Source organism: Homoserinimonas aerilata, from assembly GCF_006716125.1.
Classification (GTDB): Bacteria; Actinomycetota; Actinomycetes; order Actinomycetales; family Microbacteriaceae; genus Homoserinimonas; species Homoserinimonas aerilata.
The window spans coordinates 26,850-40,081 of record NZ_VFOM01000005.1 but is presented as its reverse complement, the minus strand read 5'-3'; the positions used below and the strand labels follow the sequence as shown (position 1 = coordinate 40,081).

The 13,232-nt window shown below is 67.6% G+C and carries 10 protein-coding genes; 3 read left to right on the top strand and 7 right to left on the bottom strand.

All coding sequences use genetic code 11. The annotated features are described in order from the left end of the window. Positions 1-155: 155 nt before the first annotated feature. Positions 156-1,604 (top strand): L-lactate permease, encoded by a 1,449-nt coding sequence (locus FB562_RS13105; protein WP_141881752.1) that lies wholly within the window; start codon positions 156-158, stop codon positions 1,602-1,604. Between the two features lie 15 nt (positions 1,605-1,619). On the opposite strand, the gene FB562_RS13100 is transcribed toward FB562_RS13105, so the two are convergent. Genes FB562_RS13100 through FB562_RS13075 form a run of 6 tightly spaced genes read right to left on the bottom strand, consistent with a single transcriptional unit; the run spans position 1,620 to position 7,104 of the window. After that, positions 1,620-2,264: a TetR/AcrR family transcriptional regulator gene (locus FB562_RS13100; RefSeq protein WP_141881751.1), complete on the bottom strand. Its 645-nt coding sequence runs from the start codon at positions 2,262-2,264 to the stop codon at positions 1,620-1,622. A gap of 54 nt (positions 2,265-2,318) precedes the next feature. Continuing rightward, positions 2,319-3,293 (bottom strand): phosphotriesterase family protein, encoded by a 975-nt coding sequence (locus FB562_RS13095; protein WP_141881750.1) that lies wholly within the window; start codon positions 3,291-3,293, stop codon positions 2,319-2,321. Positions 3,294-3,327: 34 nt separating this feature from the next. Further along, a complete protein-coding gene (locus tag FB562_RS13090; RefSeq protein ID WP_141881749.1) occupies positions 3,328-4,353 on the bottom strand; it encodes a DctP family TRAP transporter solute-binding subunit in 1,026 nt (341 codons plus the stop codon). Beyond that, entirely contained in the window at positions 4,353-5,285 is a 933-nt protein-coding gene (locus FB562_RS13085) for a shikimate dehydrogenase (RefSeq protein WP_246081504.1), read from the bottom strand. Before FB562_RS13085 ends, FB562_RS13090 begins: the two co-directional genes overlap by 1 nt. 2 nt (positions 5,286-5,287) lie before the next feature. After that, complete coding sequence (locus FB562_RS13080; RefSeq protein WP_141881748.1) at positions 5,288-6,562, bottom strand: TRAP transporter large permease; 1,275 nt, start codon at positions 6,560-6,562, stop codon at positions 5,288-5,290. Then, on the bottom strand, positions 6,559-7,104 hold the full coding sequence (locus FB562_RS13075; protein ID WP_141881747.1) for a TRAP transporter small permease: 546 nt from the start codon (positions 7,102-7,104) through the stop codon (positions 6,559-6,561). Before FB562_RS13075 ends, FB562_RS13080 begins: the two co-directional genes overlap by 4 nt. A gap of 115 nt (positions 7,105-7,219) precedes the next feature. Between FB562_RS13075 and FB562_RS13070 the strand changes: the two genes are divergently transcribed. Further along, entirely contained in the window at positions 7,220-9,001 is a 1,782-nt protein-coding gene (locus FB562_RS13070; RefSeq protein ID WP_141881746.1) for a bifunctional sugar phosphate isomerase/epimerase/4-hydroxyphenylpyruvate dioxygenase family protein, read from the top strand. A 199-nt stretch (positions 9,002-9,200) separates the two neighbouring features. On the opposite strand, the gene FB562_RS13065 is transcribed toward FB562_RS13070, so the two are convergent. After that, positions 9,201-12,368 carry an efflux RND transporter permease subunit gene (locus tag FB562_RS13065; RefSeq protein WP_141881745.1) on the bottom strand — a complete coding sequence of 1,056 codons (3,168 nt, stop codon included), beginning with the start codon at positions 12,366-12,368 and terminating at the stop codon, positions 9,201-9,203. 127 nt (positions 12,369-12,495) lie between these two features. On the opposite strand from FB562_RS13065, the gene yczE reads away from it, so the two are divergent. After that, the gene (gene yczE / locus FB562_RS13060; RefSeq protein ID WP_221625431.1) at positions 12,496-13,101 is read left to right on the top strand and encodes a membrane protein YczE; all 606 of its coding nucleotides are present in this window, start codon (positions 12,496-12,498) and stop codon (positions 13,099-13,101) included. Positions 13,102-13,232 lie beyond the last annotated feature (131 nt).

The window sequence follows — 13,232 nt, the reverse complement described above, 5'->3', positions numbered from 1 at the left end:
CCTCCTCAACCAGCGGGTAACTTCGCGGGTTGAGGAGGCCGAGGAACGAGGTCGTCTCGAAACCTCAACCAGCGGGTCTGGGGTAGATTTGGTGTGTTGCCGGGAACGGGGCCCGACCGGCAGACATCCGCCCAGAAAGGGCCTTCGACCGCTTTATGGACGTCATCCACCTCCTCCTCGCTGCGCTCCCCATCGCGCTCATCGCAGGGCTCCTGGCGCTGCGGGTGAAGCCCGTGCCGGCCGTACTCGGCACCATCGCGGTCACGCTCGCGCTCAGCATCTGGTTCCCGATCACGCCTGCGGCGCTCGAGTCGACGGCACATTCGCTGCTTCTGCTGACCGTCGCTGTCGTGCTCATCATCTTCGGTGGCATCCTGCTGGCCGAATTCCTGGCAGTGTCCGGCGCGCAGGAACGCATCGGCGGATGGCTCGGCTCCGCATCGCACGGACGCGACCGGGCCGTGCTGCTGCTGGGCCTCGGCGTGACCCCGCTCGCCGAGAGCATCATCGGCTGGGGCGTCGGCGTCATCATCGGCATCCCGCTGCTCATGCGTGTCGGGCTCACCGCGACGAAGGCCGCGACCATCGGTCTGCTCAGCATCGTGCTCGCGCCGTGGGGCTCACTCGGGCCCGGGCTGCTCGTCATGGCCGAGATGAGCGGGCACAGCCTGCGCGACGTCGGCGTGTGGAGCGCCGTGCTCAACCTGCCGGTGCTGCTCGTCATGGGCATCATCATGTCCATCGTCGGGATGGGCCGCCGTGGCGCACTCCGCATGGCCGGCGAGACGCTCACCGTCGTGTTCGCCACCTGGGGCGCGCTGATCGCCACCAACGCGTGGGTGAGCGTGCCGCTCGGCGGCATCCTCGCCTCACTCGCCGCATGCGTCACGGTGCTGCTGCTTGCACGCCTCCGCGGCGGCCCCATCCCCGCCATGCGCCGCGAGACGGTGCGCTCCCTGCTGCCGTACATCCTGCTCATCGGCGCGATGCTGGCCATGACGGCCCTCACCTCCGTCGTCGATCTGGGCGCCGCATCCGCCGTTCTCACCAGCCCGGCCCTGTGGCTGCTCGTGTCTGCGGCAGCCGCACCCGCACTGCTCGGCATAGGGCGGGCGGATGCGACAGCCAGCATCAGAAGCGGCCTGCGGCTGTTCTGGCCCGTCTGCGTCGTCACCGTGCTGTTCATCGTCTTCGGCGGGCTGCTCGCCGCAAACGGGATGAGCACGACGCTCGCGCAGGGCGCCGCCATGCTCGGCGGGGGATTCCTGCTCGTCGTGCCCGCCATCGGCCTCATCGGCGGCTACGTGACCGCATCGAACACGGCCACGGCGGCCATGTTCGCGGCGGGGGTCTCCAACGCGACAGTCGCGCTCGGGGCGAACCCGCTCGTCGCTCTCGGGGCGCAGAACATCGCAACCGGTGCGGCCGTGATGATCTCGCCGTCGCGCGTGGCCCTCGCGCTGAGCGTCGCCAACGGGCTCCGCAGAGACACGGATGCCGCAGTGGATGCCGGGCGGGTCATCCGCACGGCGCTCATCGCCAACGGCGTCGTGCTGGTGCTGCTCGCACCCCTGACGCTGCTGCTGGCGACAGCCACCGGGTGAAGGTGGCGGGTGGGCTCAGGCGGTGGGGGTGGCAGTGAGCCACGCTACGACGACGTCGCCGATCATCGCCCGGAGGTGCTCCCGGCGGTCCGGGTCGAGCAGGTCGCGGTCGAACAGGTAGCCGAACGTGTGCTGGTTGGCGACCTGGAAGAAGCAGTACGAGCTGATCACCAGGTGCACGTCGAGTGCGTCGACGTCGTCGCGCAGTCGGCCCTCGTCGCGCCCGCGACTGAGAACGGTGTCGAGAACGCCGACCGCCGGCTGGTTGAGCTCTTTCAGTGATCCGAGGCGACGGATGTAGCTGCCGTGGTGGATGTTCTCGATCGAGACGAGCCGGATGAACTCGCGGTGGTTGAGGTGGTGGTCGTAGGTGAGCTCGGCAATGCGGCGGACGGCCTCGACGGGCTCCAGGTCGCCGACGTGCACCTGCTGCTCTGCTTCGCGGATGCCCCGGTAGGCGTTCTCGAGCACGGCAAGGTAGAGCTGCTCCTTGCCTCCGAAGTAGTAGTAGATCATCCGCTTCGTGGTCTGCGTGCGGTCGGCGATGTCGTCGACTCGGGTGCCCGCGAATCCGGACTCGGCGAACGCCTCGGTCGCCACCCTGAGGAGTTCTGCTCGGGTGCGTTCTCGGTCGCGGCGGCGCACAGGGGCTTCGGTCACGGTCTCACCATAGTTCTCAGCGACTTCCCAGCGCGAAAGGCGGGGCGTCGAGTCTCAGGCGCCACAGAGTACGCGGCGGGGGTTGTCGATCATGAGCTGGTCGATGGTGCGGTCGTCGACGCCCTCCGCGCGCAGGCGGGGCAGGATGGTGCGCGAGAGGTGCTCCATGTGCCAGTTCGGGGTGTTCGCGGCTCGCCACGTTGGCGGCGTCACGCGGCTGAAGAATGCGGCGTCGTGCGAGAGCACGAGTTGGCTCGCGTAGCCCTCTTCGAGGAGGGTGAGGAGGCCGCGGATGCGCGCCTCGTCTGAGCCCATGTGTTCCATGCCGAAGCGGTCGAAGCCGAGGAACGAGCCGCGCGCGGCCAGCTCGCGCAGATAGTCGAGGTCGTCCGAGTCGCCGCTGTGGCCGATGACGACCCGGTCGAGTGGCACGCCGAGTCGCGCGAGCAGCACCTGCTGTTGGATGCCGCCGCGTGAGGGGGCGTGCGAGTGTGTCGTGATGGGCACGCCCGTCTGCTGGTGCGCGATCGCCGCCGCGCGGAACACCCGTTCGGCATCATCCGTGATGCCCTCCGCGTCGGAGACCACCTTCAGCATGCCGGCCCGGATGTCCGTCCCGGCGATTCCGCGCTCGATGTCGCCGACGAAGAGGTCCACGAGCGGATCCGGGCCGCCGACGAGGCGACCCGGACCGTGGGTGCGAAAGAAGTGCGGAAGCACATCGCTCGTGTAGTACCCGGTCGCGGCGATGAGCCGCACCGGGCTTCGTTCTGCGACCCGCCGCACCCGCTCGACGTCGCGGCCGAGGCCGAGCACGGTCAGGTCGACGACGGTGTCCACGCCGAGCACGCTGAGACGCTCGAAGCCGGCGACTGCCCGATCGATCGCCTGCTCCTCATCCCATTCGGGGTGGGGCAGGTTCACGTCGAGCTCCGGGCTCATCACGAACACGTGTTCGTGGATGAGCGTCGTACCGAGCTTCTCCGCCGTCACCTCACCGGTGAACGTCGGAATCGTGGACGCCGTCATCTTGTCTGACTTCTCCAGCTGACCTTCGGGTCGACTACTTGGACGACGTCGAACGGATGGCCTCGAACACCTCGAGCGAGTCACCCGTGAAGGTGTCGCTGAGGTAGGCGACGGCCTTCTTCTGGAACGCGTCGACGTCAACGTCGTCGACGATCTCCCAGTCGCCGGCGGTGCGCCACTCCTCGAGGGTCGTCTCCTCGTCGTCAGCCACGCAGGTGGTGACCTCGGTCACGGCGTGCTCGACAGCATCCTGAAGTACCGTCTGCTGCTCGTCGTTGAGCTCGTCCCACTTGGAGCTCATGATGACGACGTTGGTGTTGAGCTGGTGCGCGCTGAGGCTCAGGTAGTCCTGCACCTCGGAGAGGTTCTGCGACTTGATGTTCGTGATCGGGTTCTCCTGGCCCTCGACCGTGCCCTGCTGCAGGGCGAGGTAGAGCTCCTCGTACGCGACCTCGGTCGCCTGGGCGCCGAGCGCCTTGGCGTTCATGAGGAACTGCGGCGAACCGGGGAAGCGGATGCGAAGCCCGTCGAGGTCATCCGGCGTGCGGATGGGCGTGTTGGCCGTGAAGTGGCGCGCTCCGGCCGACCACACGCCGAGGGCGTGGATTCCGGTCTCCTCGGCGAACGCATCCGTCAGCGTCTTCGAGGCGTCGCTCGCCATGAAGGCGGCAAGGTGGTCGGCGTCGTCGAAGGCGTAGGCCGCGTCGAGCACGCTGATCGGCTCGTACACCGCGCCGAGTGCCGAGGCACCCTGGATGTCGATGTCGATGTCACCGGAGGCGACCGACGCGACACGGTCGGCGTCGCCGCCGAGCTGGCTGGAGCCGAAGAGCTCGATCTTGAGGCCGACGTCAGCGCTGTTGACGTCATCGGCGATGACCTGAGCGCCACAGCGGTCCTGCGGCTGGTCGGGGTTGTAGCTGTGGGCAAGGGTCAGCTCGATGGTGCCACCGTTGGCAACATCTCCCTCACCCGAGTCTCCTGCGCAGCCCACCAGCAGCATTGCCGGGGCGGCGAGCAGGGCGACCCACTTCATTCGGTGTGAACGACGTGTGATCATCAGTTTGTTCCTCTCATTGGTGCCACATGGGCAGGGTGCCCCGCCGCTTCATCAGCGACGAGAGTTTCGAGATCGGCGAGCATCGCCCGCCGATCGGCTGATTCTCCGGTGAAGATCTCGAAGGCGTCGGCCGCCTGGTGCATGGCCATTCCGAGGCCGGACATGGTGCGACATCCGCGGGCCTTCGCGCCTTCGAGGAGTGCCGTCTCTGCCGGCCGGTAGACGATGTCGGCGACGAACATGTTCGGGGTGAGCAGTTCGAGGTCGAAGGCGGTGCCCGGATGCGCGGCCATGCCCCACGGCGTCGCATTGACGACACCGTCGGCATCCTGCAGCCACCCGGGCAGCTCGTCGAGCGCTGCCGTGCTCACCTGGCCGTGCGCGGCGGGCCGCACGCTCGCGGCGAGCCCTTCGGCACGCTCCCGCTCGACGTCGACGATCACGAGTTCCCGCACCTGGCGCGCGGCGAGGGCACTCGCCACGGCGGCACCGGCACCACCGGCACCCACGAGAACGACGCGGCCGTGGGCGACAATGCCGAACGCATCATCGAATGCGGCACCGAAACCGGTGACGTCGGTGTTGTGGCCGGTCATCCGCTCGCCGTCGAAGACGACCGTGTTGACGGCCCCCACCGTGCGGGCGCTGGGTGCCAGCTCGTCGAGGTGCTTGATCACCGCCTGCTTGATCGGGTGGGTGATGTTCAGCCCGGTGAAGCCCATCCTTCGCGCCGACCACAGCAGTTGGGAGACGTACTCGGGAGTGTTGTCGCCCCGCCCGAGATCGATCGTGCGATACACGTAGTTCATCGAGTGCCGCGCGCCCTCGAGCTCGTGCATCGGGGGCGTCAGCGACGGCGTGACGCCCTCACCGATGAGACCGATGAGCACGGCGGGGCGCCGAACCATGGCAGCGGATGTCGGAACGGTCACGGTCACAGCCCGAGCACCCCCGGCAGCCACATGACCGCGTCGGGGAACAGGATGACGAGCACGACGATCACGAGCGACGGGATGATGAACGGCAGGCAGCCCTTGAAGACCTCTCCCACCCGGGTCCTCGACACCGCGGCGGTCACGAACAGCACGGTGCCCACCGGCGGGGTCAGCAGTCCGATCATGAGCGAGATGATCAGCATGACGCCGAGCACGATCGGGTCGACGCCGTACTGCACCGCGATGGGCATGAGGATCGGCACGACGAGCACGAGGATGGCCGTCGCGTCGATGACGGTACCCAGGATGAGCATGAGCACGGCGGCGAGCGCCATGAACACGGTCGGGTTGTCGGTGAGCGTGAAGAAGAACTCGGTGAGCAGCTGGGGCAGCCGCTCCCTCGCCAGGATGTAGCCGAGGAGCGATGCGCTGGCGACGATGACCATGATGGAGGCGGTCGTCATGACCGACTCCTTGACCGCCGTGATGAAACCCTTGAGGCTCAGCGAGCGCTGCAGGAGCCCGACGAGAAGGATGTAGGCGACGCCGACGGCTGCGGCCTCCGTGGGGGTGAAGAAGCCGCCGAGGATTCCGCCGAGGATGATGAACGGCGTGACCATCGGCAGGATGACGCCCTTGCTCGACGCAATGACCTCGGCCCTGTCCCACACGCCCTTCTGGATGCTGGGGTTGCGTCGCACGAGCACCCACACGACGATGCAGAGGCCGGCTGCCATCAGCAGCGCCGGGATGACGGATGCCGCGAACAGCGCGCCGGTCGAGATGGCGGCGAGCCCGGCGAAGATGACGGCGGGGATGCTCGGGGGCATGACGGGCGCGACGAGCGACGAGGCGGCATTGACGCCGGTCGCGAAGCGTCGGCTGTAGCCCGCACGGATCATGGCCGGGATCTGCACCTTGCCCAGCGCGGCGGCGTCGGCGACGGCCGATCCGCTCATCCAGGAGAAGCCGACACTGGTGCCGACGGCGACGTAGCCGAGGTTGCCCCGCACCCGCGCCAGCACGGCGAGGGCGAAGCGGAAGAGCCGGTCGGCGATTCCCGCATGGTTGGCGAGGGCGCCCAGGAAGATGAAGAGTGGCACGGCGAGCAGCGGGAAGCTGCCCATCGCGTTGGTGACGCTGCGCAGCGCCATGCCGGTCGACTGGCCCTCGAGCACCATGTAGAGCATGGAGGGGCCGAGGAAGGCGAACGCGACGGGCACACGGATGACGAGGAGTACGGCGATGAGGAGGCCGAGAACGATGAGACTCATGCGGCCGTCACTTCACTTTCTTCGTAGTCCGCGAGGTGCGGGCCGTTGATGACGACGTCGATGGCGGCGATGGCGGCCCGGATGGTGAGGCTCGCGACACCGATGAGAACGGGGATGTAGACGAACGACATGGGGAGGCGCAGAACGGGCGACTTGATGATGCCCTGGGTCGTGACGAGCGCCCACGCCTCGGCGACGAGGCCGGCGCCCACCGCTACGACGATCACGAGCGCGATGGTCTGCACGACGCGCACGATCATCTTGTTCTTGAAGCTGTCGACGATCTCGAGGGCGATGTGGCCGCGGGATGTCACGAGCACACCCATCACCGAGAAGCTGAGCCAGATCATGGCGAACTTCGCGAGCTCACCCGTCCAGGCGAAGCTCTCGAACGACGTGTAGCGCTGCGCCGCCTGCATGAAGACGAGAACGAAGATCGCGAGCAGGGCGATGGCCCCGATCACGATCTCCACCGCGGTGAGAATGGAGACGATGCGCCACAGGGGGCCTTGTCGTCGTTGACGTGGTTGTGTACTGCTCACGAGACTTCCTTGTTCTCTTGGGCGCAGTCACCCGCGCGGTAACTAACGTACTGGTTATTACATTAGGTCTGCAAGACCCCTGTCGCATCAATGTACAAATCGGTACATTGGGGCGATGCGCACATCCATTGCCACCGTCTGCCTGTCAGGAAGCCTCACCGAGAAACTCCACGCCTGCGCCGCCGCCGGCTTCGACGGAGTCGAGATCATGGATGCCGACCTCGTGGCAGCCTACGAGTCGCCAGAGGAGATCCGCGCACTGTGCGAACGACTCGGCCTCACCATCGACCTGTTCCAACCCTTCCGAGACTTCGAAGGCGTCGACGATGCGACCTTCGCCGACAACATGCGCCGCGCGGAAGCCAAATTCGACGTCATGCAGCGCCTCGGCGCAACCCTCATCCTCGTCTGCAGCAACGTGGCCACCGCCACGATCGACGACGACGAGGTCGCAGCCCGCCAACTCGGCGCTCTCGCCGACCTCGCAGCCACCCGGGGCATCCGAATCGCCTACGAAGCCCTCGCCTGGGGTCGCTTCGTCGACGACTACCGGCACGCCTGGCGCATCATCCAGCTCGCCGACCGCCCCAACCTGGGCACCTGCCTCGACAGCTTCCACATCCTCTCGCGCGGCCACGACCCGGCAGGGATCGAACAGATCGACGGCGACAAGATCTTCTTCCTGCAGCTCGCCGACGCGCCCGCGCTGAACATGGACGTGCTGTCGTGGAGCCGACACCACCGGCTGTTCCCCGGCGAAGGCGCGTTTGCGCTCACCGACTTCCTCGCCCACGTCCTCCGCGCCGGCTACACCGGCCCGCTCTCGCTCGAGGTGTTCAACGACACCTACCGCCAGACGGATGCCGTGCGCACCGCCGCGCACGCCCGCCGCTCCCTGACATGGCTCGCCGACCGCACCGCCGCCGAGAACGGCTGGCCGGAGAACCGCCTCGACGACGCCCAGCCAGCGACAGGCATCGACTTCGTCGAGATCGCCGGGGCCGACCTCTCCGACCTCGACCAGATGCTCGCACAACTCGGCTTCACCTTCCGCGGCCGGCACCGCAGCAAACCCGTACGCCTCTGGACCGCCGGAGACGCACGGATCATCCTCAACGAACAGGCCAGACACGAACAGCCCCGCCTGGCCGGTTTCGGCCTGGACGTCGGCGACGCGAGATCCGCCGTCGACCGCGCGCTCGCCCTCGGCGCCCCCAATGTCTTCCGCCGCACCTACGCCGGCGAACAGGAACTGCGCGCCGTCGCAGCACCCGACGGCACCGAGGTGTACTGGAACGACCGACCCGCCGAAACATCCTGGGTCACCGAATTCGACGGAGGCACCAGCGACACCGGGGCGCTCCGCGGGACCATCGACCATGTGAACCTCGGCTACCGCTGGCAGGAGTTCGACGAGGCGGTGCTCTTCACCAGCAGCGTGCTCTCACTCTCGAGCGAATCATCCGCACAGGTACCGAGCCTCAGCGGGCTCGTGCGCAGCCAGGTGATGCGCACGCCCGACGGGGTGGTGCGCCTGCCGATAAACCTCGCACCCCCCACCGCCCCGCTGCCGACCCGGCACATCGCGGTGCGCTGCGACGACCTCATCGCGGTGGCGCGCCGAGCGCGCGACTCCGGGCTGACGTTCCTGCAGATCCCGAGCAACTACTACGACGACCTCGCGGCACGCTTCGACCTCGACAGCGGCCTGCTCTCAGAGCTGCGCGAACTCGGACTCTTCTACGACCGCGACGGAGACGGAGAGTTCATCCACTTCTACTCGCCCACCGTCGGCGGCGTGTTCCTCGAAATGGTCGAACGCCGCGGAGGCTACGACGGCTACGGCGCGCTCAACGCGCCCGTGCGGATGGCGGCACAGCACAGCACTCCGGCGTGACGCCCCCGCTGGTCGAGTAACCCCGCCGGTTGAGGGATCGCGGTCTACGCGATCGTCTCGAAACCGGCACACCGAGTTACTCGCAGCGCCGGTCTCGAGACTGTCGCCCCAGAGGGCGACACCTCGACCAGCGGGTGGTGCCGCTGCGCACGTTGCACCTCGACCAGCGGGTTGTTACTGCACCTCGACCAGCGGGTTGTTACTGCGCCGCGCGGCGGTCCTCCCGGCGCTCCTTCGCGCCCTCCACCAGGTAGTACAGCGACGGCAGCACGACGAGCGTCAGCAGCGTCGACGACACGAGGCCGCCGATGACGACGATCGCGAGCGGCTGCGAGATGAAGCCGCCGTGGCCGGTCAGGCCGACCGCCATCGGCAGCAGCGCGAAGATCGTGGCGAGGGCCGTCATCAGGATCGGCCGCAGTCGTCGTGACGCGCCGTGCACGATCGCGTCGACCACGCGCATCCCGCGCTCTCGGTACTGGTTGACGAGGTCGATGAGCACGATCGCGTTCGTCACCACGATGCCGATGAGCATGAGCACGCCGATGAGCGACGGCACGCCGAGCGGCACCCCGGAGAGCACCTGCAGCGCGATCGCGCCCGTCGCCGCGAACGGAACAGACACGAGCAGCAGCAGCGGTTGGCGCAGGCTCTTGAATGTGGCGACCATCACCACGTAGACGATGAGGATGGCCACCAGCAGTGCGAGCCCCAGCTGCGTGAACGCGTCGCCCTGCTGCGCGGTGACGCCGCCCAGTTCGGCCTTCGCGCCGGCGGGCAGGTCCACGCTGTCGACTGCGGTCTGGATCTCGGTCGATGCGGTGCCCACGTCGTCACCGTTCGGGGTGACGCTGACGGTCGCCGCCCGCACACCCTTGATGGTGGTGATGCTGGCCGGGCCGTCGACCTTCTCCACGGTGGCGAGTTCCGACAGCGGCACGAGGCCGGTGGCGGTCGGGATGGCGAAGTCCCGTAACTCATCTTCGGTCGCAGGCGCGGTTCCGCTGTCGACGTAGATCGACATCGTCTTCTCGTCGATGACGACGGTTCCGACGGCGCGCGGCAGCATGCTCTGCGACACCATGCCGCCGACGGCCAGCTCGCTCAGGCCCAGCTTGGCCGCCTTGTTGCGGTCGACGACGATGCCGATGTACGGCTGCGAGACGGCCAGGTTGCTGGATGCCTCGGCGGTGACGTCGAGGTCGGCGACGGCGGCGAGCACGGCATCCGCCGCATCGGCGAGGTCCGACTGGTTGGTCGCGGTGATGTCGACGGAGATGTCGGTGGAGGCGAAGCCTGAGCCTGCCGCGGCGAGCGAGACCTCGCCGACGTCATCGAGGCCGGCGATCTTGTCGCGCACGGTCGCCTGCAGTGCCTCCTGGTCGGCATCCGGGTCGGTGACGAGCGAGAAGCTGATTCCGCCGCCACCGCCGAATGCGGCCATCAGCGAGCTGCCGCCGGAGCCGATGGAGGTCTGCACGGTCGTGATGCCGTCGATGCCGCGCAGGGCGTCCTCGACGGTCGTGGCCGCAGCATCCTGCGCCTCGAGGCTCGCGCCCAACGGCAGCTTCTGGCTCACCGTGAGCGTGTTCTGGCCGCTGTCGCCGATGAAGTTCGTCTTCATGCTCGGCACCATCGCGACGGTGCCACCCAGCACGAGCAGCGCCGCGAGGATGGTCACGGCGGGCCGCTTGAGCGTGAAGTTCAGGATCGGCAGGTACGGCTTCTGCAGGCGGGTGGGCGTGTCGAGCTCGTGCAGGTCTGCGTCGGCGGTGCCGCTGCGCAGGGCACGGCGCGAGGGGACGGCCGTCTCGGATGCTCCGTCGACGGAGTTCGCATCGGCATCCGCTTCGGCAATCGCCTCTTCAGCGTGCGCCTTCTCCGGCTTGCGGCCCAGGAACCAGAACGCCAGCACGGGCACGATCGTCAGCGACACGAACAGCGACGCGGCGAGCGCGATCGTCACCGTCAGCGCGAACGGCCGGAACAGCTCGCCCGTGATGTCGCCGACGAGTGCCAGCGGCAGGAACACGGCGACCGTCGTCACCGTCGACGCGGTGATCGCCGCGGCGACCTCCTTGACCGCCGTCTGGATGGCCGCCAGCTTGTCCTCACCGAGGCCGATGTGCCGTTTGATGTTCTCGATGACGACGATCGAGTCGTCCACGACCCGGCCGATCGCGATCGTCAGCGCGCCCAGAGTGATGATGTTGAGGCTGTAGCCGGCCGCCTGCATGCCGATGAAGGTGATGAGCACGGATGCGGGGATCGAGATCGCCGTCACCAGTGTCGAACGGATCGACAGCAGGAACACCAGGATCACGATCACCGCGAAGACGAGACCCAGGATGCCCTCCGTCGCGAGCGACTCGATGGACTGCTGGATGAAGGGGGCCTGGTCGAAGACGACCGTCAGCTTCGTGCCGTCGCCGAGCGAGTCCTCGATGCCGGGGATCGCATCCTGCACCAGCTGGGAGACGGCGACCGTGTTGCCCGCCGGGGTCTTCGTCACCGCGATGGTGAGCGCCGGCTCGCCGTCGACACGGGAGATGCCCGTCACAGGGTTGTCCTCGAGCGCGACCTTCGCGACGTCGGCGATCGTCACCGCATCGCCGGCCTCCGACAGCACGCCCGCGAGCGGCAGCGCGCCGATCGCATCCGCCGACTCCAGCCGGGAGCCCGCCTGCACGGACAGCGTCGAACCGTCCTCCGTCAGCTCGCCCGCCGGAAGCAGCAGACCGTTCGCATCCAGGGCATCCGTGATCGCCGACTGCGATGTGCCCGCCGCCGCCAGCTTCGCGCGATCGGGCGTGATCACCAGACGCTGACCCGTGGTGCCCAGAAGGCTCGCCTCGCGAACACCCTCAAGACCCTGGATGTCCGTCAACGTCGACTGCTCGAGCAGGGCCGTCAGATCACGCGGGTCGAGGTCGCTCGTCACCGCAATCTGGATCACCGGCAGATCATCGATGCTGCCCGTGATCACCTGCGGGTCGACATCCGCCGGCAGCGTCGACTTGATGCGGTTGATCGCCTGGCCGACCTTCTGCTCGGCCGTCGCCAGATCGGTGCCGTACACGAACGACGCACTGATCGTCGACACATTGCTGCGCGAGGTCGCCGTCGTACCCTCAAGGCCCGGAACGCCCTGGATGGCCGTCTCGATCGGCGTGCTCACATCCTCGTTGACCACCTCGGGGGCCGCCCCCGGGTACGCGGTCACGACGACCAGCTGCGGGAACGAGACAGAAGGGATCAGCTCCTGCTTGAGGCTCGTCAGCGCGAGCGAGCCGAAGACCGCCACCACGATCGTGACCAGTGCGATGAGGGCCCGGTTGCGCAGGCTGAAGACAGAAAGCAGGTGCACGATTCTCCCGGGCTGGCTGCTGATGCGACGAAAAGCGGTGGCGAATGCCGAGAATCAGTATCGCAGCCATCAGGTAACGAACAGCCGAATGCCAGACGACCCGGTGAAGTGGTGTTGACTGTCGACCGTGTCACCCGCTCTCACCATGACCAGGCGCATCACGCAGCTGCTCCTCGGGCTCGCCCTCTTCGGCCTGAGCATCACCATGATGCTGCGCGGCGTCGTCGGCATCCCGCCCTGGGATGTCTTCACGCAGGGGTTTGTCAACGTCACCGGCCTGCCGTTCGGGATGCTGACCATCATCATCAGCGTCGTGCTGCTGCTCGCGTGGATCCCACTGCGGCAGAAACCGGGCATCGGCACGGTGGGCAACGCGCTGCTGGTGGGCGCATTCATCCAACTGTTCCTCGGCATGACGACCGTGCCGGAGGAGCTGTGGCAGCGCATCCTGCTGTTCGCGGCCGGCCTCGTGCTCAACGGCTTCGCCACCGGCCTCTACATCGGCGCCCGCTTCGGGCCCGGACCACGCGACGGCCTCATGACGGGCCTGCACCGCGTGACCGGCAAACCCATCTGGCTGGTTCGCACCAGCATCGAGATCGTCGTCGTCGCCATCGGCTGGATGCTCGGCGGCAACGTCGGAATCGGAACGCTCGCCTTCGCCCTGCTCATCGGCCCACTCGTGCACTTCTTCATGCCGCTGCTGCACGTGCCGCCTGCCCGCTCGGAGTGACTCTGCGGGTTGAGGGACCGAGGCACGAGGTCGTCTCGAAACCGAAACCCCGAAAGTACGCATAGTCGACGTTCGGAGCCCAAAAGCGTGCGATTCGTGCAGTCTCGGCGAAGGAACCGGGTGGAGGCAGG